The organism is Sphingobium olei (assembly GCF_042678845.1).
GTDB lineage: Bacteria > Pseudomonadota > Alphaproteobacteria > Sphingomonadales > Sphingomonadaceae > Sphingobium > Sphingobium olei.
In genome coordinates this window covers 92,592-115,822 of record NZ_JBHTLS010000132.1, presented here as the reverse complement: position 1 = coordinate 115,822, position 23,231 = coordinate 92,592, and the positions used below count along the sequence as shown (strand labels likewise).

24 protein-coding genes and 1 pseudogene are annotated in these 23,231 nt (G+C 62.7%); 15 read left to right on the top strand and 10 right to left on the bottom strand.

Annotated elements, in window-relative coordinates; genetic code table 11:
- The first annotated feature begins 144 nt into the window (after window positions 1–144).
- The gene (locus tag ACFQ24_RS16420) at window positions 145–1,413 is read left to right on the top strand and encodes a multidrug effflux MFS transporter (RefSeq protein WP_380913146.1); all 1,269 of its coding nucleotides are present in this window, start codon (window positions 145–147) and stop codon (window positions 1,411–1,413) included.
- Between the two features lie 36 nt (window positions 1,414–1,449).
- On the opposite strand, the gene ACFQ24_RS16415 is transcribed toward ACFQ24_RS16420, so the two are convergent.
- Complete coding sequence (locus ACFQ24_RS16415; RefSeq protein WP_380913144.1) at window positions 1,450–3,012, bottom strand: amino acid permease; 1,563 nt, start codon at window positions 3,010–3,012, stop codon at window positions 1,450–1,452.
- 161 nt (window positions 3,013–3,173) lie between these two features.
- On the opposite strand from ACFQ24_RS16415, the gene pgeF reads away from it, so the two are divergent.
- Complete coding sequence (gene pgeF / locus ACFQ24_RS16410; protein ID WP_380913143.1) at window positions 3,174–3,935, top strand: peptidoglycan editing factor PgeF; 762 nt, start codon at window positions 3,174–3,176, stop codon at window positions 3,933–3,935.
- A 6-nt stretch (window positions 3,936–3,941) separates the two neighbouring features.
- On the opposite strand, the gene ACFQ24_RS16405 is transcribed toward pgeF, so the two are convergent.
- A complete protein-coding gene (locus tag ACFQ24_RS16405; protein ID WP_380913285.1) occupies window positions 3,942–5,048 on the bottom strand; it encodes an NADH:flavin oxidoreductase/NADH oxidase in 1,107 nt (368 codons plus the stop codon).
- 329 nt (window positions 5,049–5,377) lie between these two features.
- Here ACFQ24_RS16405 and hppD point away from each other — a divergent pair, with 329 nt between their 5' ends.
- The 7 genes and pseudogenes from hppD to ACFQ24_RS16370 all read left to right on the top strand — a co-directional run bounded on the left by hppD (window position 5,378) and on the right by ACFQ24_RS16370 (window position 11,828).
- Window positions 5,378–6,469: a 4-hydroxyphenylpyruvate dioxygenase gene (hppD, locus tag ACFQ24_RS16400; protein WP_380913141.1), complete on the top strand. Its 1,092-nt coding sequence runs from the start codon at window positions 5,378–5,380 to the stop codon at window positions 6,467–6,469.
- Window positions 6,466–7,011, top strand: a complete 546-nt coding sequence (locus ACFQ24_RS16395) for a VOC family protein (protein ID WP_380913139.1) — start codon at window positions 6,466–6,468, stop codon at window positions 7,009–7,011. Before hppD ends, ACFQ24_RS16395 begins: the two co-directional genes overlap by 4 nt.
- A pseudogene (locus ACFQ24_RS16390) lies at window positions 7,008–7,148 on the top strand (fumarylacetoacetate hydrolase family protein); the annotation flags it as partial. The gene ACFQ24_RS16395 and the pseudogene ACFQ24_RS16390, both read left to right, overlap by 4 nt.
- A gap of 113 nt (window positions 7,149–7,261) precedes the next feature.
- Window positions 7,262–7,786: a PilZ domain-containing protein gene (locus ACFQ24_RS16385; protein ID WP_380913137.1), complete on the top strand. Its 525-nt coding sequence runs from the start codon at window positions 7,262–7,264 to the stop codon at window positions 7,784–7,786.
- Between the two features lie 196 nt (window positions 7,787–7,982).
- On the top strand, window positions 7,983–9,149 hold the full coding sequence (locus ACFQ24_RS16380; protein ID WP_380913135.1) for a nucleotide sugar dehydrogenase: 1,167 nt from the start codon (window positions 7,983–7,985) through the stop codon (window positions 9,147–9,149).
- Window positions 9,150–9,231: 82 nt separating this feature from the next.
- Window positions 9,232–10,038 (top strand): metallophosphoesterase family protein, encoded by an 807-nt coding sequence (locus ACFQ24_RS16375; protein WP_380913133.1) that lies wholly within the window; start codon window positions 9,232–9,234, stop codon window positions 10,036–10,038.
- 479 nt (window positions 10,039–10,517) lie between these two features.
- Window positions 10,518–11,828 (top strand): exopolysaccharide biosynthesis polyprenyl glycosylphosphotransferase, encoded by a 1,311-nt coding sequence (locus ACFQ24_RS16370; protein ID WP_380913131.1) that lies wholly within the window; start codon window positions 10,518–10,520, stop codon window positions 11,826–11,828.
- Window positions 11,829–11,919: 91 nt separating this feature from the next.
- On the opposite strand, the gene lldD is transcribed toward ACFQ24_RS16370, so the two are convergent.
- Together lldD and ACFQ24_RS16360 are read right to left on the bottom strand one after the other, a co-directional pair.
- Window positions 11,920–13,065, bottom strand: a complete 1,146-nt coding sequence (lldD, locus tag ACFQ24_RS16365; RefSeq protein ID WP_380913129.1) for an FMN-dependent L-lactate dehydrogenase LldD — start codon at window positions 13,063–13,065, stop codon at window positions 11,920–11,922.
- A gap of 146 nt (window positions 13,066–13,211) precedes the next feature.
- Window positions 13,212–14,069, bottom strand: a complete 858-nt coding sequence (locus ACFQ24_RS16360) for a fumarylacetoacetate hydrolase family protein (protein ID WP_380913127.1) — start codon at window positions 14,067–14,069, stop codon at window positions 13,212–13,214.
- A 117-nt stretch (window positions 14,070–14,186) separates the two neighbouring features.
- On the opposite strand from ACFQ24_RS16360, the gene ACFQ24_RS16355 reads away from it, so the two are divergent.
- Window positions 14,187–14,594 (top strand): hypothetical protein, encoded by a 408-nt coding sequence (locus ACFQ24_RS16355; RefSeq protein ID WP_380913125.1) that lies wholly within the window; start codon window positions 14,187–14,189, stop codon window positions 14,592–14,594.
- Window positions 14,595–14,617: 23 nt separating this feature from the next.
- The gene (locus ACFQ24_RS16350) at window positions 14,618–14,782 is read left to right on the top strand and encodes a hypothetical protein (RefSeq protein WP_380913123.1); all 165 of its coding nucleotides are present in this window, start codon (window positions 14,618–14,620) and stop codon (window positions 14,780–14,782) included.
- Here ACFQ24_RS16350 and ACFQ24_RS16345 read toward each other — a convergent pair.
- Window positions 14,744–15,649, bottom strand: coding sequence for a LysR substrate-binding domain-containing protein (locus tag ACFQ24_RS16345; RefSeq protein WP_380913121.1), 906 nt, complete (start codon window positions 15,647–15,649; stop codon window positions 14,744–14,746). The two genes, ACFQ24_RS16350 and ACFQ24_RS16345, sit on opposite strands and share 39 nt — an antisense overlap.
- Window positions 15,650–15,907: 258 nt before the next feature.
- Between ACFQ24_RS16345 and ACFQ24_RS16340 the strand changes: the two genes are divergently transcribed.
- The gene (locus ACFQ24_RS16340) at window positions 15,908–16,603 is read left to right on the top strand and encodes a type 1 glutamine amidotransferase domain-containing protein (protein WP_380913119.1); all 696 of its coding nucleotides are present in this window, start codon (window positions 15,908–15,910) and stop codon (window positions 16,601–16,603) included.
- A 180-nt stretch (window positions 16,604–16,783) separates the two neighbouring features.
- On the opposite strand, the gene ACFQ24_RS16335 is transcribed toward ACFQ24_RS16340, so the two are convergent.
- The 3 genes from ACFQ24_RS16335 to ACFQ24_RS16325 all read right to left on the bottom strand — a co-directional run bounded on the left by ACFQ24_RS16335 (window position 16,784) and on the right by ACFQ24_RS16325 (window position 20,588).
- Entirely contained in the window at window positions 16,784–17,968 is a 1,185-nt protein-coding gene (locus ACFQ24_RS16335) for a PepSY-associated TM helix domain-containing protein (protein ID WP_380913117.1), read from the bottom strand.
- Between the two features lie 3 nt (window positions 17,969–17,971).
- Window positions 17,972–20,077, bottom strand: coding sequence for a TonB-dependent siderophore receptor (locus ACFQ24_RS16330; protein WP_380913115.1), 2,106 nt, complete (start codon window positions 20,075–20,077; stop codon window positions 17,972–17,974).
- 235 nt (window positions 20,078–20,312) lie between these two features.
- Window positions 20,313–20,588: a hypothetical protein gene (locus tag ACFQ24_RS16325; RefSeq protein WP_380913113.1), complete on the bottom strand. Its 276-nt coding sequence runs from the start codon at window positions 20,586–20,588 to the stop codon at window positions 20,313–20,315.
- Between the two features lie 26 nt (window positions 20,589–20,614).
- Between ACFQ24_RS16325 and ACFQ24_RS16320 the strand changes: the two genes are divergently transcribed.
- Window positions 20,615–20,761: a helix-turn-helix domain-containing protein gene (locus ACFQ24_RS16320; RefSeq protein WP_380913283.1), complete on the top strand. Its 147-nt coding sequence runs from the start codon at window positions 20,615–20,617 to the stop codon at window positions 20,759–20,761.
- 182 nt (window positions 20,762–20,943) lie between these two features.
- On the opposite strand, the gene ACFQ24_RS16315 is transcribed toward ACFQ24_RS16320, so the two are convergent.
- Together ACFQ24_RS16315 and ACFQ24_RS16310 are read right to left on the bottom strand one after the other, a co-directional pair.
- Window positions 20,944–21,411 carry a DoxX family protein gene (locus tag ACFQ24_RS16315; protein ID WP_380913111.1) on the bottom strand — a complete coding sequence of 156 codons (468 nt, stop codon included), beginning with the start codon at window positions 21,409–21,411 and terminating at the stop codon, window positions 20,944–20,946.
- Window positions 21,412–21,460: 49 nt separating this feature from the next.
- Window positions 21,461–21,736: a BufA1 family periplasmic bufferin-type metallophore gene (locus ACFQ24_RS16310; protein WP_380913109.1), complete on the bottom strand. Its 276-nt coding sequence runs from the start codon at window positions 21,734–21,736 to the stop codon at window positions 21,461–21,463.
- Between the two features lie 208 nt (window positions 21,737–21,944).
- Between ACFQ24_RS16310 and ACFQ24_RS16305 the strand changes: the two genes are divergently transcribed.
- Window positions 21,945–22,481, top strand: a complete 537-nt coding sequence (locus ACFQ24_RS16305) for a sigma-70 family RNA polymerase sigma factor (protein ID WP_380913108.1) — start codon at window positions 21,945–21,947, stop codon at window positions 22,479–22,481.
- Window positions 22,478–23,119 carry a DUF1109 domain-containing protein gene (locus ACFQ24_RS16300; protein ID WP_380913107.1) on the top strand — a complete coding sequence of 214 codons (642 nt, stop codon included), beginning with the start codon at window positions 22,478–22,480 and terminating at the stop codon, window positions 23,117–23,119. Before ACFQ24_RS16305 ends, ACFQ24_RS16300 begins: the two co-directional genes overlap by 4 nt.
- The last annotated feature ends 112 nt before the right edge of the window (window positions 23,120–23,231 follow it).

Sequence of the window (23,231 nt, the reverse complement as noted above, 5' to 3'; positions counted from 1 at the left end):
TGGACCGGGAAGCCATAAAAAATGGTTAACGCGATATTTGCCATCCGGGCGACGGCTTATCGTGGATTGGCCGGAGCGGTTTTCTGACGATCCGCAGCACATAAGGACTAGTGCAAGCGGATCATTGTCCGCATAGCCGCCCCCATGACCAGGACGCCTGCTTCTCCGACGGCGCCGGCGCGCGACATTCATTTCCGCGAATTCGTGCTGCTTTGCGCCTGCCTGATGGCGATGAACGCGCTGTCGATCGATCCGATGCTGCCGGCGCTGCCCGCCATCGGTCGCGACCTGGCGATCCCGCACCCCAATGACCGGCAGTTGATCATCAGCGTCTATTTCGCCGGACTGGGCATCGGATCGCTGCTGTTCGGCGTCCTTTCCGACCGATTCGGGCGCAAGAAGGTGCTGGGCAGCGCCATGGCGCTGTTCATCCTGTCGAGCATCGCCTGCGCGGGCGCGCACAGTTTCGCCATGATGCTGATCGGACGGGGGAGCGCGGGCTTCTTCGCCGGGGCAAGTCGCGTCATCACGGTAGGCATCATCCGGGACCGGTTCCGGGGCGACGCCATGGCGCGGGTGATGTCGCTGATCTTTGCCGTCTTCATGCTGATCCCGGTCATGGCGCCCAGTTTCGGGCAGGCGATATTGTGGGTCGCGCCGTGGCGCTGGATATTCTGGGTGCTGGTGATCCTTGCCAGCCTGATCCTGACATGGATGCTAGTGCGGCTGCCCGAAACGCTGTTGCCGGAAAACCGGGTGGCAATCACCCCGGGAGCGCTGCTGCACACCGTCGGCACCATCGTGCGGACGCGCAGCGCGATCGGCTATATGCTCGCGAGCGGCGTGGTGATGAGCGGGCTGATCGGCTTCATCCTGTCGGTACAGCAGATCTTCTTCGACGTGTTCGACGCGCAGAAGATTTTCCCGATCGCCTTTGCCTGCATCGCCGGCTGCATGGGCATAGGGAGCCTGGTCAACAGCCGGCTGGTATCGCGATTCGGCGCGCGACGGATGAGCCAGGGGGCGCTGCTGGTCTTCATCCTGGTAGCGCTGATCCACCTGACCGTCATCCTGGCCGGGCGCGAGACGTTGGTCACGTTCATGCTGCTGCAGGCGATGACGATGATGACCATCGCCTTCACCGCGTCCAATTTCAGCGCCATATCGATGGAGCCATTCCACAAGGGCGCGGGGGCCGCCTCTTCCTTTCAGGCGTTTCTGACCACCGCCGTTTCGGTGACGCTGGGCAGCATCGTCGGCCGCGCCTTCGACGGCACCACCCTTCCCTTCACGCTGGGGTTGCTGGTCTTTGGCAGCCTGTCCTTCCTGACCGTCTTCTGGGCGGAGCGGGGCAGGATGTTCACCCGACCGCATCTGGCGGCGCTGCGCGACCCGGAGGTCGACTTCCATTGAAAAAGGGGCGGTTCCCCGCCCCTCCCCCTATGCCAGTCAGGCGTCGCGGCCGCCCGGCGTATGCGCGCCCGGCATGGGCGGCACGGGCTGCGGCGGGATGTTCGCGTCATCCTCCGCCACATCGATGATGCCGCGCCCGACATAGCTGCGGCTGCGGCTGTAGGCGAAATATACAACCAGGCCGACCGCCGCCCACCCCACGAACATAAGCTTGGTTTCCGTTCCCAGGCTGACGAACAGATAAAGGCAGCCGATGATCGCGATCGGCGCCGTGATATTGATCGCCGGGGTGCGGAACGGTCGCGCGCGGCCCGCGTCGGTCTTGCGCAGCACCATGACCGCGATCGATACGGCGGCGAAGGCGAAGAGCGTGCCGGAGTTGGAAATGTCGGCAAGAATGCCGACCGGAAAGAAGGCGGCGAACAGCGCGACGAAGATGCCGGTCAGGATGGTGATGACGTGCGGCGTCTTGTAGGTCGGGTGGACCTTAGAGAACATCGCGGGCAGCAGACCGTCGCGGCTCATCACGAAGAAGATGCGGGTCTGGCCGAACATCATCATAAGGATGACCGAAGGCAGGGCCAGGCCGGCGGCAAGTCCAAGCAGGTTGCCGATCTGCGGCCAACCAATCTCGCGCAGGGTCCAGGCGAGCGCCTCCTTCGAGCAGGTGACAGCCTCGGTCCCGGCAGCGGCCAGCGCCGCGCATTGCTGCGACAGAGCAGCGGAACCCGGCGCGAGCGCTTCGCCGCCGGGGCCATAGACCGGCTGAGCGCCCACAGTGCCGATGACACCGGCGGCAACCAGCATGTAGAAGATGGTACAGATGCCAAGCGAACCGATGAGGCCGATCGGCATGTTGCGCTGCGGGTTCTTGGTCTCCTCCGCTGCGGTGGAGACGGCGTCGAAGCCGACATAGGCGAAAAAGATCGAGGCCGCCGCCGCCGAAATGCCCGAGAAGCCGAGCGGGGCGAAGGGGGTGAAGCCGTCCATGTTCATGACCGGCACGGACAGGACGATGAACAGAGTCAGCGCCGACACCTTGATGAGCACCAGCACCGCATTGACGGTCGCGCTTTCCTTCGTGCCGATGACCAGCAGCCAGGTCACGAGGCTGGCGATCAGCATGGCGGGCAGGTTGATCATGCCACCGTCGAACGGCCCGCGCGTCAGCAGATCAGGTATGTCCAGATGGAAGGTGTGCTCGATCAGGCCGACAACATAGCCGGACCAGCCGACCGATACCGCGCCCGCCGCCACCGCATATTCGAGGATCAGCGCCCAGCCCACCATCCAGGCGATCAGTTCGCCCATGACCGCGTAGCTATAGGTATAAGCCGATCCCGACACCGGCACCATCGCCGCCATCTCGGCATAACAGAGCGCCGCGACCGCGCAGACGAAGCCGGCGATCACGAACGACAGCATCATGCCTGGCCCGGCCTTCTGCGCCGCCTCCGCCGTCAGCACGAAGATGCCGGTGCCGATAACCGCGCCGATGCCCAGCATGGTCAGCTGGAACGCCCCGAGCGACCGATGGAGCGATTTCTTCTCGGCCGTCGCCAAGATGGCGTCCAGAGGCTTGATGCGCCCGAAAATCATGAATGATGCCCTTTATGCTCTTTGCTGTGCGCGGACGGCCAAGCTGCCCGCCCCCTTTGCGCTATGGACGGGAGACTATCGCCTAATCTGCCGTGCGCAAGTATGTTGCGTGTCTGCGACATGCTCGTCCAAAGGGGATCGGACGAAAAAGGGACGGGACGATGATCGAACTGCTGCGCACTCCCCTACTGACGGACCTGCCGCATGGCTTTGCCGGGCGCCGGGGCGGCGTATCGACCGGGGTCCATGCGGGCCTCAACGTCGGGCTGGGATCGGAAGACGGGCGGGAGGCGGTGCTGCGCAACCGCGATCTGGCGCGCGACGCCCTGCTGCCCGGCGCGAGTCTGGTCACGGTGCGGCAGGTGCATTCCGCGAACGTAGTGACGGTGAGGCACGCGATCGCGGAGGACCAGCGCCCGGCCGCCGACGCCATGGTGACCGACCGGCCCGCCATGGTGCTGGGCATCCTGACCGCCGATTGCGTGCCGGTGCTGTTTGCCGACGGGCAAGCCGGCGTCGTGGGGGCGGCCCATGCCGGATGGAAGGGTGCGATCGGCGGCGTCACCGACGCCACCATCGAGGCGATGGCGGCGCTCGGCGCGCGGGTGGACCGGATCGCCTGCGCGATCGGCCCGTGCATCGGCCGCGCCTCCTATGAGGTGACGGATGCGTTCGCCGCCCATTTCGAGGCGGAGGATGCGGCCAATGAGCGCTTCTTCACGCCCGGTCGGTCGGGCCATTGCCAGTTCGACATCGCCGCCTATGTCGCCGCGCGGTTGGCGCGGGCCGGCATCGAGCGGATCGCGATGCTGGACGAGGACACCTACAGCCAGCCGGATCGCTTCTACAGCTATCGCCGGTCATGCCATCGCGGCGAAAGCGACTATGGTCGGCAGATTTCGATGATCGCGATGCCCGCCTGAAGCGGCTCAATCAGCGCGGAAGAGGGATTGCAGGGTGCGCGGTTCCGAGCGAAGATATTGGCCCGGAACGCGGATTGACGCACCGAGAGCGGCCGCCGCATGCCAGGGCCAGCGCGGATCAAAGGTGATCGCGCGGGCAAGCGCGATCATGTCCGCCTGTCCGGTCGCGAGGATGCCCTCGGCCTGCTCGGGGCTGGTGATGAGGCCGACCGCTACCACGGGAATATCCACGGCCTGCTTGACCGCGCTGGCAAGCGGAACCTGATAGCTGGGGCCGACCGGAATGGCCTGGTCGGGATGCAGGCCGCCACTCGACACATGGATAGCGGCGCATCCACGCGCCTCGAGCGCCGTGGCGAAGGCCAACGATTGCTCCAGGTCCAGCCCGCCGTCCACCCAGTCAGTGGCGGAGATGCGCACACTGACCGGGCGGTCCGCCGGAAAGGCGGCGCGCACGGCGTCGAACACTTCCAGTGGAAAGCGCATGCGGTTTTCCAGGTTGCCGCCATAGTCATCGTCGCGCTGGTTCGACAGCGGCGACAGGAATTGATGCAGCAGATAGCCATGCGCGCCATGCAGCTGGATGAGGTCGAGGCCCAGCCGCGCCGCGCGCAACGCACTGGCGACGAAGGCGTCCCGGATGGCGGCGAGATCATCCCGATGCAGGGCGATAGGCGCATTTTCGTCGGCCTTGAAGGGAATGGCGGAAGGGGCGACGGTCTGCCAGCCATGATCGGCAGCCGGCGCGATCTGGCCGCCGCCAAGCCATGGCTTTTCCTGTGACGCCTTCCGGCCCGCATGGGAAAGTTGGATGCCCATCGGGATATCGGACACATGACGCACCGATTCCAGCACGCGGCGCATCGCGCTTTCGGCTTCGTCGCTGTAGAGGCCGACATCGGCGTAGGAAATCCGGCCTTCGGGCAGAACCGCCGTCGCCTCGATCGTGAGCAGGGCCGCGCCCGACAGGGCAAGACCGCCCAGATGGACGAGATGCCAGTCGGTCATACACCCGTCGACGGCCGAATATTGGCACATAGGCGCGATGACGATCCGGTTCGGCAGATCGAGCCTGGCTACGCGAATGGGCTGGAATAGCAATGGCTTGGGCATCTGATCCACCTTCGACTCGTTGTGCGCTCGCCACGCTTATCGGCCCTGCTGGAAGATGACACGCCAAAAGACCGACGGTGCCATAAGGAGGCGCTATTCCCACCTGGTGCTCGGGGATACCGATGCGGCATCCCATTGCAAGAATGTCATCACATCATGTGCATTCCTGATAATATGCCTACGAAGAAGCGAGTCATCATCGGCTTTCTGATAAGAATATTCGGCCATGGATGCTATCGTTACATCATACGCCCACCGCCGACTTGCCGCTGCGCGAGGGGCCGGGACGATGACCCTGCATGGACAGGGATTGCCGAGAGGATGCATTCATGACCAGCCCAGACAACCCCATCGGCCTTGACGGCTTCGAGTTCGTGGAATTCAGCGCGCCCGAGAAAGGCTTGCTGGAGCCGGTGTTTACGGCAATGGGCTTCACCCTCATCGCCCGCCATCGCTCCAAGGATGTGCAGCTGTGGCGGCAGGGCGGCATCAACCTCATCGCCAATTACGAACCGCGCAGCCCCGCCGCCTATTTCGCTGCCGAGCATGGCGCGTCGGCGTGCGGCATGGGATGGCGGGTGAAGGATGCTGCGAAAGCCTATGCGCTCGCCATCGAGCGCGGCGCCGAGCCGGTCGAGGTACGCACCGGCCCGATGGAATTGCGGCTGCCCGCGGTGCGCGGCATCGGCGGATCGATCATCTACCTCATCGACCGCTATGAGGACGAGAAGGGCGGCCTGTCGATCTACGACATCGACTTCTTGTACGAGCCGGGCGTCGACCGGCATCCCGAAGGCGCTGGCTTCAGGATCATCGATCACCTGACCCACAATGTCTATGGCGGCCGCATGGCCCATTGGGCGAGCTTCTACGAGCGCGTCTTCGGCTTTCGCGAAATCCGCTATTTCGACATCAAGGGCGAATATACCGGCCTCACCAGCAAGGCGATGACCGCGCCCGACGGCAAGATCCGCATCCCCCTGAACGAGGAAGGCAAGGCAGGCGGCGGCCAGATCGAGGAGTTCTTGCGCGCCTATAATGGCGAGGGCATTCAGCATATCGCGCTGCTGTGCGACGATCTGATCGCCGCGTGGGACCGGCTCAAGGCGCTGGGCGTGCCGTTGATGGCCGCGCCGCCCGCCACCTATTATGAGATGCTGGACGAACGGCTCCCGGGCCATGGCGAGCCGGTGGGCGAGTTGCAGGCGCGCGGCATCCTGCTCGACGGATCGACGCAGGACGGCGACCCGCGCCTGCTGCTCCAGATCTTCGCGCAGCCGCAGATCGGCCCGGTCTTCTTCGAGTTCATCCAGCGCAAGAAGGATGAGGGCTTCGGCGAGGGCAATTTCACCGCCCTGTTCCAAAGCATCGAGCGCGACCAGTTGCAGCGCGGCGCGCTGAATGTCGGAGAGCCGGCATGACCCAGGCCCCCGAACTCAAGCGCATCCATCATGTCGCCTATCGCTGCAACGATGCGAAGGAGACAGTGGAATGGTATCAACGCGTGCTGGGCATGACTTACACTACCGCCTTTGCCGAGGACAAGGTGCCCTCCACTGGCGAGGACGACCCGTACATGCACGTCTTCCTCGATTGCGGCGGCGGCAACGTGCTGGCCTTTTTTGAGCTGCCCAACCAGCAGCCCATGGGGCGCGACCCCAATACCCCGGCCTGGGTCCAGCATCTGGCTTTCGAGGTGGAGGATGAGGCTGCACTGCTCGCCGCCAAGGCGCATGTAGAGGCACAGGGGACCGACGTGCTCGGCCCGACCTGCCATGGCGTATTCCGGTCGATCTATTTCTTCGACCCCAACGGCCATCGCGTCGAGTTGGCCTGCAACATCGGGACGCGGGAGCAATATGCCGAGTTGCGGCGCGTGGCACCTTTGATGCTGGAGGAATGGAGCCGGACCAAGCGCGCGCCGCGCCATGCGGAATGGCTGCACGAGAACCCCGACGCATGAAGCTGGCCAGCCTGAAACATGGTCGCGATGGCCGGTTGGTGGTGGTGTCCGACGATCTTTCCACCTGTGCCGATGCGCGCGCCATGGCGCCGACCATGCAGGCAACGCTGGACGATTGGGCAAGCATCGCGCCGAGGAGCAGGTTCGTCCTTAGAGGAGCAAAAGATCGACCGCATCGGTCGTGAGCGGCCGGCCCGGGATGATATTTGGTTCTTTAGGATGAAATGCAGCCGGGATTTACCCTTCGGTAATGACGTTTGGGCTACGCCTGCCTGACCAGTTCAGGCTTGAGGGGATTCCCGTGGCGTCGGTTGTGCATAGTGCAAGGAGTTTCGATCGCCGCGCAGACATGCGCTTGAGCATCGATCGGCCCGCCGTGCTGCGCACGGACGATCAGGCATATGAGATCCGTGTCGACGACCTGACCCGCAACGGTTGCCGAATCACCGCGGACGTCGACCTGGAGGTTGATACGGTCGTGACGCTGGGCTTTGCCGGCGTGGGCCAGAGCCGCGCCCAGATCGTCCGGCGGGAAGAACTTGGCGACGCGTTCGTCTATGGCTGCTATTTCGAACAGCCCCTGCCCTCCGGCGCGGTGACGGCATCGACCCGCAACAATATCGGCCGGCTGACCGACGAAGGCGAGATGATCGAGGCCTTTTCTCCGGCAGAGGTGAAGCTGGGCGCGCGGCATCGCATGCTGCTGATCATGGGCATTTCCGGTGCCTTGTGGGCGGCCATAGCCGGCGGAGCGTTCATCTTCCTTCTGGTTTGAAGGCGATCGCCGGAAGGCGGTCGGGAAACGCGATGTTCGCGTTACGAAAGGGTGAGGCTGATCGTCTCAACCGGGCGCGATCGCGGGATCCTGTTGCAAATCGCTCCGCACGAGCCACCCCAATCACAATAGTTATAGTCTCCGCTATGCGATGACGGTATCGAAGCGCGTCACGAAGCGGAGCGAGTAACCCTGGATGAAAATCGCAGTTTTTGGCTTGGGCTATGTGGGCCTGTCGAACGCCGTCTTGCTGGCGCAGCATAATGAGGTGGTGGCGGTCGACATTTCGCAGGATCGCGTCGACAAGCTGAATGCGCGCCGGTCGCCCATCATCGATGCGGAACTGGAGGATTTCCTCGCCAATCGCCCGCTGAACCTGCGCGCCACGACGGACGCGCAGGACGCGTTGGCCGGTGCCGACTTCGCGATCGTGGCCACGCCCACCAATTATGACGTCGACACCAACAAATTCGACACCAGCTCCGTTCAGGCCGTCATCGCCACTGCCATCCGCGCCAATCCCGATGTGACCGTCGTGGTCAAATCGACCATCCCGGTGGGATTCGTGGACGATGTGCGCGCCAGCCTTGGTACGACGCAGGTCATCTTCAGCCCCGAATTCCTGCGCGAAGGCCGGGCGCTGTATGACAATCTGCATCCATCGCGGATCATCGTGGGCGAAAGATCGGAACGCGCGCGCGTCTTCGCCGACCTGCTGCTGCGGGGCGCAGAGAAGAAGGATATCGACGTCCTCTTCACCGATGCCCGCGAAGCCGAGGCAATCAAGCTGTTCGCCAACACCTACCTCGCCATGCGCGTGGCCTTCTTCAACGAACTGGACAGCTATGCCATCGCCGGTGGCATGGATACCCGCCAGATCATCGAGGGCGTGAGCCTAGACCCGCGAATCGGGCCGCATTACAATAATCCGAGCTTCGGCTATGGCGGCTATTGCCTGCCCAAGGACACCAAGCAGCTGCTGGCAAACTATGCGCAGGTGCCCCAGAACCTGATCCACGCGATCGTCGAGGCGAATCGCACGCGCAAGGATTTCCTGGCGGACCAGATCATCGCCCTGAGGCCGCGGACGGTCGGCGTTTTCCGCCTGGTCATGAAGGCGGGATCGGACAATTTCCGCCAGTCCTCGATCCAGGGCATCATGAAGCGGATCAAGGCCAAGGGCATTTCGGTCGTCGTGTATGAGCCCGCGCTTTCAGAAAGTGACTTCTTCGGATCGCAGGTGATCCCCGATCTCCAGGGCTTCCTGGAAAAAGCAGACGTCATTATCGCCAATCGCATGACGGCGGAACTGGAGCCGGCAAGGGAGAAGGTGTTCACGCGCGACATCTTCGGATCCGACTGACCCCTTTCGAAGCTTCTTGGCAAAGCCACTGGCTGCGTTCCATATGGGCAGGTCGAAGGCCTAGATTCCATGTGAGCGGTCCATGTTCAGCCTGTTGTCGAAAAAGGGAAAGGCCAGCGAGTCCAGGTCTCCAACAGGCGGACTTGGACGGACATACGCCGTTGGGGACGTTCACGGCCGGTTTGACCTGTTCGTCGGCATGCTCCGGCTGATCGAGGACGATCTTGCCAACCGTCCCACAGACATCTTCAAGATCATATTCCTGGGCGACCTGATCGATCGCGGTCCGCAATCAGCGGACATTATCGAGCTGGCCGAGACCCTGTCCCGTTCGACATCCCACCTTCAGTTCCTGAAGGGCAATCATGAGGAGATGTTTCTGCACGCCTTTGCAGGGGACGAACAAGCCGCCGGCTTCTTCTATTCCGTCGGGGGCCGCGAAACGCTGATGAGCTACGGTCTCGATTGCGCGGAAGGAGACACGATGTCCGGCGAGCAGCTGGTCGCGTGGATGAAGCTCCACATTCCCGACTCGCATATCAGGTTCATTTCCCGGTTCGATGACATGGTGCAGTCCGGCGACTTCATTTTCGTTCATGCCGGCATCAAGCCGCATGTTCCGCTGCATCGCCAAGCCCTCTCCGATCTTCGTTGGATCCGGAACGAATTCCTGAACTGCGAAACCCTGCATCCCGGCGTCATCGTGCATGGTCATTCGATCACCCAAGAGGTCGAAGAGCGGCCCAACCGTATCGGCATAGACACCGGCGCCTATTTCAGCGGGCGGCTGACAGGGATCGCGATCGAGGGGGAGGACCGCTGGTATCTGACCGCCACCAATGATGCGCCAGTCGCCACGGCTTTGGCGGAGACGGCCGACACGCCCTGAACGCTAGGAGGAATGGTGGTTGCACAGCATCGCGACATGGAAGGCGGCGGGCCCCCGTCCTTTTAGCGCACGGTGCGCCGAAGCGAGGTTTTTTGTCGATATAAAACGCCCTTGCCCCTTCGCCAGTCTCGGCAGGGCCATGTATGGCATCGCCAGTAACAGAGCGTTAGTTATTGTGCTGCAACGCAGCATCAGCTAGGAATGAGGGTATCGATCATGTTGGGCGAGCAGAAATAGCGACGAACTGTGCATGACAAGCGGCGATTAACTTTTCTTCGCTACGTTGCACACAGGCGCATGGTTCCATCCATCCCGTTGGCCATCGGATTTCTTCAATGTTCTGAAAGGTTATTGGAGAATTTCATTGAAAAAACTTCCTTTCGGGCGCTGAGAAAGAAGAAACTGTGCTGGACGCTTGGCAAATGACCGGAGACGCGGGGGAGTCCCAAACAAGGTCCAAATGGGATCTGCGACTGCGCATGTATGTCCTGTTGGCTGTTGCGGATGCGCTGGCAATATCGGCCAGCTTCTGGGCGGCGTGTCATCTCCTATACCTGCGTCAGCCCAGCGCCATGGCTTTCGAGCAATTGGCGATGTTCATACCACTCTTCTTGATCATCGCCCATCTGAACCGGTCTTATTCCACCCCCGCAATCCATGACCGATGGGCGAGCGTGGGCCTTGCCGTCAACGCTCTCGTCCTGGCGGCCGGCGCGGTCATTTTGATGGCCTTCTTCATGAAGGTCAGCGCCGAATGGTCGAGACTGACCTTCGTGGGCGGCGTATGCCTGTCGCTGATCGCCGTCAGCACATCCCGCTACATGCTCGTCCGCCACGCCCACCATATAGTGGGCGACGATCCCTATAATGTGATGCACATATTCGATGGCGTCAGTGCTGCCGACGCCGGCAGCCTGCGCGGCAGGTCGATCGTTTATTCGAGCGACATGCTCGACCCCGCCCGGCTCGATCCATCGACCTACGACAGGTTGGCGAAGGAAATCCGGCATGCCGACCGCGTGATCGTGCACTGCCCCGAAGCCAAGCGCAAGATTTGGGCAAGGGTGCTGAAAGGGGCCAACGTGCAGGGCGAGGTGATCGCTCCGGAACTGTCGGACCTGCAGCCGCTGGGCATCGCGCAGCGGGCCAGCACGCCCACGCTTATCGTGTCGCGCGGGCCGCTCGGCCTCAAGGACCGGCTGGTCAAGCGGGTATTCGATCTCGTTGTCGCAGGTAGCTTGTTACTGTTGCTGGCGCCGATGCTGATCGTCGTCGCGCTCATCATCTTCCTGCAGGATAGAGGCCCGATCTTCTTCGTGCAGATCCGGGTCGGCCGATCCAACCAGATGTTCCACATCTACAAGTTCCGCAGCATGTATGTGGAAAATTTGGATCATGCAGGCAACCGCTCGGCCAGCCGCGGCGACGATCGCATCACGCCGTTCGGACGCTTCATCCGCGCCACCAGCATCGATGAAATCCCGCAGCTGCTCAACGTCATGAAGGGCGAGATGAGCATCGTCGGACCACGCCCCCACGCTCTGGGTTCCATGGCCGAAAACAAGCTGTTCTGGCACATCGACGATCGCTATTGGCATCGCCACATCATCAAGCCCGGCCTCACAGGCCTGGCGCAGGTGCGCGGTTATCGCGGGGCAACCATAGTCGAAAGCGATCTGGTGAACCGGCTGCAGTCGGACCTTGAATATGTGCAGAACTGGACGCTGTGGCGCGACATCACGATCCTGGTGAGAACCGCTGGCGTGGTGCTGCACAAAAACGCCTATTGAGATCCACCGGGCGGCCGGCTTGCGCGTCCTTGTCCAGCGGCTCGCGCAACGCGCGGCCGGTGACGGCGAACTTGCCTCGCTGTGCGGAACGCTATTTCTTGCGCTCACCGGCAAGGATGGTCTGGTCGATTTCGGCTATGGAGCGCACGCCTGTCAACGCCATGGCGACGCGCATTTCGCTTTCCATCAGCGATAGCAGCCTGGCCACCCCTTCCTCTCCGCCGGCGGCAAGGGCATAGACGAACGCCCGCCCGATCAGCGTCATGTCCGCGCCCAAGGCCAGCATGCGCACGACGTCCAGCCCGGATCTGATGCCCGAATCAACGAGGATGCTGATGTCGCCCTTCACCGCATCGGCGATGACGGGAAGCGCGCGGACCGTGGACCGCACGCTATCGAGTTGCCGCCCGCCATGGTTGGACACCACGATCCCGTCCGCGCCGAACCGAACCGCATCGCGGGCATCCTCAGGGTCGAGTATGCCCTTGATCACCATCGGCCCCTTCCAGAAATCCCGTATCCATTCGAGATCGCGCCAGGAAATCGAGGGGTCGAAATTGGCCCCCAGCCAGCCGATATAATCCTCCAACGCCGTGGGCGTCCCCCGGTAGGCGGAGATATTGCCCAAGTCGTGCGGCCGCCCTCTCAACCCCACATCCCAGGCCCAGCGGGGATGGGTTACCGCCTGCATCATGCGGCGGACACCGGCATAGGGGCCGGACATGCCGGAATGCGCGTCCCGATAGCGCGCGCCAGGCACGGGCATGTCGACCGTGAAGATCAACGTCGTGACCCCGGCGGCTTGCGCCCGCTCCAACGCGTCGCGCATGAACCCGCGATCCTTCAGCACATAGAGCTGGAACCAGATGGGCGCGCTGGACGCCGCCTGCACCTCACGGATCGCGCAGACCGACACGGTGGAAAGCGTGAAGGGCACACCCTTCGCCGCCGCCGCGCGTGCGGCCTGTACCTCCCCGCGCCGCGCATACATGCCCGTCAGGCCAACCGGCGCCAGCGCGATCGGCAGGGCCATGCGGGTTCCGAACAGTTTGATCGCGACGTCGCAATCCGCCACGTCCCGCAGCACCCGCTGGCGAAGCTCCACCTCCGTAAGATCGCCCACATTCCGCCGCAGCGTATGTTCGGCATAGGCACCACCGTCGATATAGTGGAAGAGGAACGGCGGCAGGCGTCGCCGGGCCGCTTCGCGAAAGTCCATCGTTGCCGAAATGATCATGGCTTTCCACCTTCTTCCTTGGGGCCACTGAAGGTTTCAGTCCGCCATGCCGTTGGCGTAGCCGATGATGAGGGTAGCGAAGGCAACCCCGGATGCGCCGCCCGCGATGACCGCTGCGCGCCCTTCAAATCGGCCCGGCCAGACGCTCATCCAAGCACCGCGTTCCTCAGGTGGCGCCATTCGACGACATTCTGCCGCTGTGTGCCGAGCTTCGCGATGCCCAACTCCATGACGTCGCCGGCCTTGAGGAAGATCGCCTCGGGTTTCTTGCCCTCGCCCACGCCGGGCGGGGTGCCGGTGATCATCAGGTCGCCGGGCTGAAGCGTCACATATTCGCTGACATAGGAGATGAGCTGGGCAATGGTGAAGATCATCGTCTTCGTATTCCCGGTCTGCATCCGCGTACCGTTGACGTTGAGATACATGTCGAGAGTCTGCGGATCGCCGACCTCGTCGGGCGTCACCAGCCAGGGGCCGACAGGGCAGAAGGTGTCGTGGCCCTTGCCTTTGCTCCACTGGGTTCCACGCTGCTTCTGGTTGAAGCGTTCCGACACATCGTTGACGAGGACATAGCCCGCCACTTTCGACAGCGCCTCCTCCTCGCTGACGTAACGGCACGTCTCGCCGATCACCACGCCCAGCTCGACCTCCCAGTCACTGTGCGTCGAACCCTTGGGCAACATGACGTCATCATTGGGGCCGTTGAGCGCGGACAGCGCCTTCATGAACATGACCGGCTCGGTCGGAATCGGCAGGTTGGATTCGATCGCATGATCCTCATAGTTGAGGCCGATGGCGACGATCTTGCCTATGCCCTTCACCGGCACGCCATGGCGCGGCGCGCCCTCGACCACCGGCAGGGCGGCGACATCCACGCCTTTGGCGGTGGCGAGTGTCTCAACCGTCAGTTCAGGAATGATCGCGGACAGGTCGCGGACATTGCCTTCGCTGTCGATGACACCGGGCTTTTCCTGGCCGGGCTGGCCGACACGGCAAAATTTCATGGGCTGGCTCTCTTTTCTGAAAAACGTGGGTGCAGGGACGGCACAACGCAATATCGCGGTTGAGATCGACGCCAAAGCCCGGCGCGTCAAGGGCCGTGACCTTCAGACGGACGTGCTATGGGCATCGGCAAGGGCACTGATCTTCAAGAGCTCGATGAGGCCGCCCGCACCAGCCGCCGACCCGGTGACCTTCGCCCTGGCCGTGATTATCCGTCCCTCGCCCGCGCGGTCGTGAACGATCCCTCGCTGCTGCTGGTGGACGAGCCCTTCTGGGTGCTGGACATGCCCACCGCCGAGACGCTGCGCATCGACTTGCTCGATCTGTGGTGCGAGGGGCGGATGCCGATCCAATCGATCCTGGTCGTGACCCACAATATCGAGAAGGCCGTGCTGATGTGCGACCGCATCCGTCTTCTCCTCCAATCCCGGCCGGGTGGCGGCGGAAACCACGGTCGATCTGCCGCAGCGGCGACCGACTCGATCCGGCGTTCCGCGCGCTGGTTGACGACATCTATGCGCGGATGACGGCGCGCGCTCCGGCGACATCGGTGAACGACGGCCTTTTCCCTGGCACCGGCATCGCGGTGGTGCTGCTGCGCCTATCCACCAACAGCCTTGCCGGACTGATCGAGGAGGTGGATGGCACCCCGTTCGACGAGCGGGCCGGATTGCATTTATTGCCCGGCTGCAATCATCTCACGTTCGGCGACTAATCGATCTATATTGCGTAGGAATACGGCTAGAGTTGGGGAAGGATTGTCCGCGCGATAACCAGCGGCGATCTCGATGACGGGGCCATTGCCGGCAAGCGGACGACTGACGAGCGAGGCGGGCAAGAGCGCTTCCACGTAAGCCGGAAGCAGCGTCACCCCTCTGGTCGAGGCGACAAGTGAAATGCCGGTAGCGTATCCGTCCAGGAAGTGGGTCGGGGCCATTGCCAGATTACGGTCCCGGAAGTAGCGTTCCACAATGCCCCGCAAGACATGTGGCGGGTCAGCATAGCCAATGAAACTCTGCGGATCGATTGCGCGGGAATCGACCTCCCGGCCGGCAGCGAGAGGATGTTCTCGCGGCATTACGACGACGATCGGTTCATAAGCGATCACCTTGTAGGTGACGTCCGGCTGCGGCTCAATCCGCGAAAAGCCAAGATCGATATGGCCTCGCTGGACCGCAGCGCCGATCGCCGTCGAAAAATCGCTGGTGACGCGGAAATCGACGTTCCGCAATTCGTCGCGTAAAAGGCTGCTGACGTGCCGGAGCCATTCGACCTCCTGCCCAGTCAGAAAGCCAACCGAAAAACGGGCCTTGGCCGGCTTGGCAGCGCGCCGGGCGGAGGCGACCGCTTCGTTCGCCTGAGCAAGTGCGAGCCGGGCATGATCGAGGAATGCCCGTCCTGCGGAGGTGAGCGCAATCCCACGCGGCCCTCGCACGAAAAGTTGCGCGCCGACTTCCAGCTCCAGATCCTTAAGTTGCCGGCTCAACGACGGTTGTGACGTATGAAGCCGCCGCTCGGCAGCCTCGGTCAGGCTACCCGTTTCAGCGACGGCGACGAAGTAGCGGAGATGGCGCAGTTCCATAGAGCCATAGCTTACAGGCATGGCTGACCAACATGCAAAGTCTTTGTTACTGCCGCTATAGCGCACTATTTCCGATACCACCGGAGCAAGACGACTTGCTTCGACGGAATGGCAGGCATTCATCAGACCGAGGCTGATAACGCGCGGAATATGTGTTCCGAGCGAGAAGTCCCTTCGTCTGCCTGGCTGGCTGTCCACCCTCTGGATCGTGCCGATCCCCAGAGTCGGCGCGGCCTCAACACGCTGAAGGAGAATGACATGACCAAGATTTTGATCGTTCTGTCGGCCGCGACTCAGTGGACCCGCGCTGACGGCAGCAAATATGAAAGCGGCGTCTGGGCCGAGGAATTTGTTGTGATGGACGAAAAGTTCGTCGCCGCCGGCTGCGCTGTAGACATCGCGACGCCTGGCGGTGTCTCGCCGAAAATCGATCCTCACAGCATGAGCCCGGATGTAGTCGGGCAGGAGAAGGTCGATCACTTCCAGGCCTATCTCGACAGCATCGCCGATCGTCTCGCCAAGCCTCTCGTCCTCGCCGATGTGGACGGTCGCAACTATGACGCAATCGTGATCCCGGGAGGCCACGGCCCGGTCGAGGATCTCTACAAAGACAAGGATATGGGCCGGATCCTGATCGAAGCGGATCGAGCCGGCATTCTCATCGCCCCGGTCTGCCACGGCCAGGCGGCTTTGCTGGCAACCCGTGCCACTGATGGGAACTGGCCCTTTGCCGGCCGGGCGATGACATCGTTCAGCGACGAGGAGGAGGTGGAGCTTGGCACAGCCGATAATGCACCCTGGCTGCTTGCCGACACGTTACGTAAGGCCGGCGCGCGCTACGAAAAGGGTCCGAACTGGGGCGCTTTTGTCGTCCGCGATGGCAACCTGATGACGGGCCAGAACCCGGCGTCGAGCGAGCCTCTTGCCGAGGCGGTGCTGGCGGCGCTGCGCTGAACGCGAGCAGGCAAAATCGCATGATGGGGCCGGCTCGCCCGGAGCCGGCCTCCTCACTCTTCGCCTCATGAAAGCCACTTGATCCAACTGCCTGTCATGACGCGGGTAGGCGAACCAATAACCAGTCACTCCGGTTGAGAACTTTCAGGCGCTCGCTGAGCGCAGGGGAAGTCGACATTCTCAACTCGCGCCGCCGATCGCGCCTGGGGTGAGCGCCAAAGCCACAAAAATAAGGGCGATACCGATATAGGCCCATATCCCCATGCCGCGCCAAGCCAGCTGCCAGCCGCTTTCATCGATTGGAGCGGCCTTTGCTAATCGTGTTGCATAGATCATCGTGCCGGTCACTGCCATGGCGGTAAGGGCCGCGCCGAAGAGGAACCAGATCACCTTCGTCCAGAGCCCGCCGAACGTGCCGAAGTGCAGCGGGTCGGCCATTTCGGAAATGCGCTGATGGATAGTGAGATCGCGGCCATCCAGTCGGGCGATCACCCTTTGCGTTACAGGATCGACCGCGACGCCATTAGCTCGATCGCGCACAAGCCAGGCAGAAGACTGCCCGAGGAATATGACGCCGTGCTCCTGCGTGAAGCGGATTTCCCGTATATCGAGCTGCTGGTCTGATCGCCGGGCAAGTGCGACGAGGCTGTCAAGCCGGGCGCCGACCGGGGGAGCATTGGCGGCAGTCCGCGGCATTTCCGGCACGGGCGCGCTCCCGCCCAACGTCTCGACCAGATACCAGACGCCCGTCAGCGCGATGAGCGCGACGAACCAGAGGCTCCACACGCCTATCAGGCGATGCAGGTCGCCAGTCAGGCGACGAGTGTCGCCTGCGCGCGGTGCGCGGAAGAAGCCGCGCCACCATTTCTTGTAGGTGACGATACCCGATATCAGCGACACCGTCAGCAGCAGCGCGAGTGAAGACACCAGCGGAATGCCGATCTTCGTCGGCAACATGAGATGGCGATGCACCTGCCGCAGGAAGCGGTGGACATTGGCCCAGCCGTGCTGGCCGGTCACCTCCGCCGTCCAGGGATCGACATAGACCCGCTCAGGCGCGCCTTTGCCATGGCTGACCCATGCTTCGGCGGCGAACCACGGGTCGATGGGCGCGTAGAGCGTCTGAAGCCGTGCCTCCGGCGCCGCGCGCGTCACCGCGTACGCCAACGCCCCCCAGGAGGCGACCGGTTCCGTGCGCGGCGATACACGCATGGCCGGTGTCACCAGCCAGTCGATCTCATGGGCGAAGACCGCAAGCGTGCCGGTCGCGAGGATGAAGGTCAGGAAGATGGAGAGCTTTAGCCCGATCCAGCTATGCACCACCCACCAGAGCGAGCGGCCCTTCTTGGCATTTGCCTTGCCCATGGATTAGAAGCTGAAGCGCAGTTCAGCGAGGAAGGTGCGAGGCTCCCCTGGGAAATGCCCGCTCTGTGCGGAAAAGCCGGAGGCCGCGTAGACCTTGTCGAAGATATTATCGACCCGCAGCATCAGTTCGGCAAAGCCCAGCCCCTTGGTGATGGACGCATCGAAGATCGTGTAGGGCTTCACGCCTTGTCCGGAGAGGCTGATGCGTCGCGATACATATTCCCCGCCCACGGCAAAGGCCGCGTCGATGGCCGGCACCTGATGGCGCGTCCAGAAGCCGAGCTTATGCTTGGGAGCATTGGCGAAACGGTCGCCGACTGCGTTGGTGATCGCCTGCCCCGTAATCGTTCCGGTGATCTTCGTATCGTTATAGCCGTAGTTGACCAGTGCGACCCAGTTGGCGGTGATATCGGTCGACAGGTCGAACTCCAACCCCTTGCTCGTGACCTCGCCGATCGGGCGCAATTGATCCTGGCCGTTGACGGGCGGCAGGCTGGGGTCCGCTTGCAGGATGTTCTTCCGCACGATCCGGTAGGCGGCGAAGTTGGCCTGAAGGCGGCCGTCGAACAGGTCTGTCTTGACCCCGCCTTCGAACTGATCGCCCGTTACCGGGGCGAACGGACCGCCTGCATCGACCGTCTGGCTAGACGCGCTCTGCGGCTCGAAACTCTGCGACCAACTCACATAGACCGAAACATCCTTACGCGGTTTGAAAATGGCGCCCGTGCGGAAGGTGACGTCATCGTCGGTGTAGAAGCGGTTGCCCACGACGCCGTCCTCGAATTTGTCATATCGGACGCCGCCCACCAGCATGACCCTATCGGTCAGGCTGATCTGGTCCTGCAGATAGGCGCCCTTGCGCTTGGTGCGGGTGTCGGTGACGGTGAAGGGCAGCAGGGCCGCCCGAGCCACATCACGCGCGCTGTTGGTATAGACCGGGTTGCTAAGGCTGAGCGGCGTCACACCCGCACGCAGGATGCGGCTGTTGAGTACGCTCGTTTCGTCATACCAGTCCGCGCCAGTCTGGAATTTATGCTCCATGCCCAGCAGATCCACGCGTGCCGTCAGGTTGGCAGAAAAGGAAAGTCCGTCCACATCGCGGATCTGGTCGCGAAACTCGCGCGCGACAAGATCGGTGCTTCCCGCCACGAATCCGCGCGGTTCGTGATATTGCTGTGTCTCCGTCGCCTTGAAGTAGCGCACACCGGCGTCGAAGGCGACGGCATCGCCGATCGCCGTAGCGTAGCGCGCCTGGTAGGCGTGCGACTTCAGATGCAGGAAATCCGTGGGCTCGTTGGCGTTCCAGCGGATGTCGGTCAGGAAATTGCCGGCATTATCGGTGAGCACACCGCGCAGCCGGTTCGCTTGCAGGTCATTGTCGTAGACCGTCGCCTGGAGCGTCAGCTTGCCGCCTTCGTTCGTCCGGATCGCCACGCCGCCATCGCCGATCAGCGACACATTCTTCGTGTTCACCCGATAGGGGTTCATGGCTTCGTAAAAGCCGCCAAGCCGATAGGTAACGATGCCGTTGTCATCGACCGGGCCGGTCGCTTCCGCTGATACGCCGCGACGATCATAGTTGCCGCCGGTCGCCACAAGCCGCATTGCCGTCTTGGTATCCGGCACCTTCGACACATAGTTTATGATGCCGCCCGGCGAGCCCGGTCCGAAGAAGAGGCCCGCCGGACCTTTGAGCACCTCGACCCGCTCGATGTTGAAGAGCTGGGGCACCGAAAAGCCGATGAAAGGGTTGCCCCGCATGCCGTCGTAGAAGGACTGATCCTGCCGGAAGCCGCGGAAGGTGACGCCGGCATAGCTGAAGAAGCTGACGCCCGAGATGTTGCGATAAATGTCCGTCGCGTCGCGCGCGCCCTGATCGGCGAACAGATCCTTGTTGATAACCTGCAGGGCCTGCGGAATGTCGAGCGGATCTTGAGCGCTTTTCCCCACAGTCGTCGTCTCGGTGCGGTACAGGCGCTGGGCGCGGCCGGTGACGATGATCTGGTCCCCTTCTACGGCTTCGGGGGAAGGAACAGCTATCTGCCCAGCATAAGCCGCAGTGGTGCAGAGAGAAGCGGACGCAAGCAGCGCCGCACGAATGACAAACAAATCAGCCCCCTATCAACAGATTCGCTAATGCGGTTCATTCGCAGTAGAACGACTGAGCGTTCGGCGCAAGGGGCACTGGCTGAACGGGATCACCCCCGGAACAGCAGTTGCTGACCGTCCGCATCCGAGGCACGAAATTCGATTGCCGAGTGACCCGCTTGAGTCGACGACAGCGAGGACTTTGGCGTCTCTTTCAACTTGCGTCGCGGGTTATGTCTCAGTAGCTGTGACGCAGTTAGGCCTCTTCCCCGCCTGCAAGCGACTGGGATAAGGTCGCGATACCGCCCATCTCGGTCAGCGTTTCGCCCTGCGCGATGATTTTTCTGTCCGGGCGTTCCGATCGGGATTTCCACCGAAACCAGGAAGGGTTGGCGTTGGATACGCTCAGCAGTATTTCCTTCTGCGACACCATCTTCTGCCTAGCCGGGACTTGCGGCAGCGCAAGGCCAGGCCCCGTCGCGCTTTCATTACGCAGGATCAGCACTATGGTCGTCGGCGCGCCGTCCAGCATCTGCCAAGGGAAGATGGTGCGACGATATTGTTCCGAAACGGACGATTACCGAGGTTGCGTTCCGATCGGGTTTCAATGACTTGAGTAGCTTCGACCGCAATTTCTGCAAGCGCTATGGCGCATCGCCGCGGAATGTCCGGTCGTCGGGCCAAGCCAATGGGCGACCAGCGTAAGAAGCGTCGCTAAGCCATAGCGATGGTTCCCGCAGCGAGTCGGCGATTGGCTTACCGCCATCTAAGATGAGAAAATTAACGGTGGCGCGACCGGGATGAGCCGGCCGTCCTTGTATCCTTACGATGGATGGCGACGTCCATGTTCCGCGTTCGCGCGAGAAGCTGACGCTAAATACGATTTTTCAACCGACCATTCTGCAGACCTGACCGGCAAGTGATCCCTTCCGCAACAAGGCATCCATTGACCAGCCACCGCCACCGCGTGCAATCAGGGGTAGAAGGATCGCGACCCAGCCGAGATGCGTGGGCCATGCGTCGGGATAGACGAAAATCTCGATCACCGCAGTCATCATCAGGAGAGCCAGCGCCGAGAAACGCGTGCCCAGCCCCAGCACCAGCAGGATTGGAAAGACGTGTTCCGCCGCCGTCCCCATCACCGCCGCTATGTCAGGCGGCAGCAGCGGCAGGGCATATTCGGTGCGGAACAACTCATATGTGCTGTCCGTGATCGTTAAAACGCCCTCCACCTTGGTGCGGCCGGACAGGAAGAATATGGACGCGATGGCCAGACGGCCGACGAGCAGCAGCAGCGCGTCCGGCAGCAGCGCCGCGAGCCGCCGACCGGCAAGGTCATAAACTTGGACGAGCATCGATTGTCTCCAGCATGGCCGGGACGGTCGATCGTCCCGGCCTCTTCGGTCATGCCTTGGGGGTGAGCGATCCGTTGCCCTTGGGCGTCTTGATCGAGGTGCAGGTTCCGGCCTTCACCAGCTTCCAGGCGTTGCCCTGGTAATTGACCTTGGACGTGCCCGCGCAGCTCGTGCCGGGGCCGGCCGCGCAGTCGTTCTTGCCCGCAAGCGAGACGCCGTAGCATTTTTCCATCTTCGGCTTTTCCTGGGCATTGGTGGGAATGGCGATCGCGGCTGCCGAAGCGACGGCGATGCCTGCAGCGATCGCAGCATGGGTGGTACGCATGATGATGTCCTCTCTGATCCGGCGCCTCTTCGCGCGGCTCGGACTGGCCGAGCCGCGCGGTGACCGGGGAGGAGGCGGGGGAAGCCCGTGTCACGGCGGCAAGTTCGTGGCAGACATGCCTCCGGTTACAGCCGACCGGCGCGAAAATTTTTCATTGACGCTGTAACCTGTCCGAGCCCTGGCCCGAACATGCAGGCGAGGAGAATGAATGCAGGCCACAGAGGAACATCTGCGCGCATTGATGATCGATGGGCTGAACGGCGATGCCGACGCCCACGAGGCATTGCTGCGCCTGCTTGTTCCGCTGTTGCGGGGCTTCTACCGGCGTCGACTTCGCGGCGCTGACGATGATGTCGAGGATCTGGTGCAGGATACCCTTATTGCCGTTCACACGCGCCGTGCCTCCTATGATCGGGGACGGACATTCACCGCCTGGCTTTACGCGGTCGCACGCTACAAAATGATCGATCACTTCCGCCGCGTGGGTCGCTTGAGGCCGATCGAGGATTACGACGAATTGCCCGCCGCCGATTTCGAGGCGAGCAGCATCGCGAGGCTCGACGTGGACGATCTGTTGCAAGCACTGCCGGACAAGCAGGCGCGGATGATCCGCGCCACCCGGATAGAGGGGCTGAGCGTCGCAGAGGCGGCGAGCGCGGAGAGCATTGGTGAATCGGACGTCAAGGTGTCGGTGCATCGCGGCCTGAAGGCGTTGATGGCGCGGGTGCAGGGGGCGGCACGATGAACACCGACGATCTGGTTCGGCACCTCGCCGCCGACACCCGGCCGGTCGCGCGCAACAGCGTCACGCGACGGCTCGTCGCTGGTATGGCCGTCGGCGGCGCCGGATCGGCCATGATCATCCTGATCGCACTTGGCTTTCGGCCCGATCTGGGCACGGCAATGCGCGGCGCTTCCTTCTGGATGAAGTGGGGATATACGTTTTCCCTGGCCGTCGCGGCGTTGGTCATGACTGCGCAGCTCGCGCGGCCCGATAGCGGTCGACTGCGCGGCCTCTGGTTGCTCGCGATGCCGGTCATCCTTCTTGCTGGCGTCGGCCTGCTGGAACTGGTGCATACCCCTTCTTCGCAATGGCTGGCGATGTGGCTGGGCCAGAGCTGGCAAAGCTGTCCCTGGCTGGTCCTGTCGCTTTCCGCGCCGATCTTTGCGGGATTGCTCTGGTCGTTCCGCAGACTTGCTCCCACCCGGTTGCGGGCGGCCGGCGCGACGGCGGGTCTCTCCGCCGGTGCATTTGCGGCGACCGTCTATTGCCTGCACTGTCCCGAAGTGTCGGCCATCTTCGTCCTGACTTGGTATTCGCTCGGCATCGTGCTGGCGACCCTGCTCGGCACGGTGGTGGGGCCAAGGCTGCTGCGCTGGTAAGGCGGTGCGTCGGAGGTCGGATCGGTAAAATTTCTCTGGTTGCTGTAACCAGGCGCCCGACCGGATCGAAAGATGGGGGCCATTCTGGCTCAACCTGTGTTTCGGAGAATCC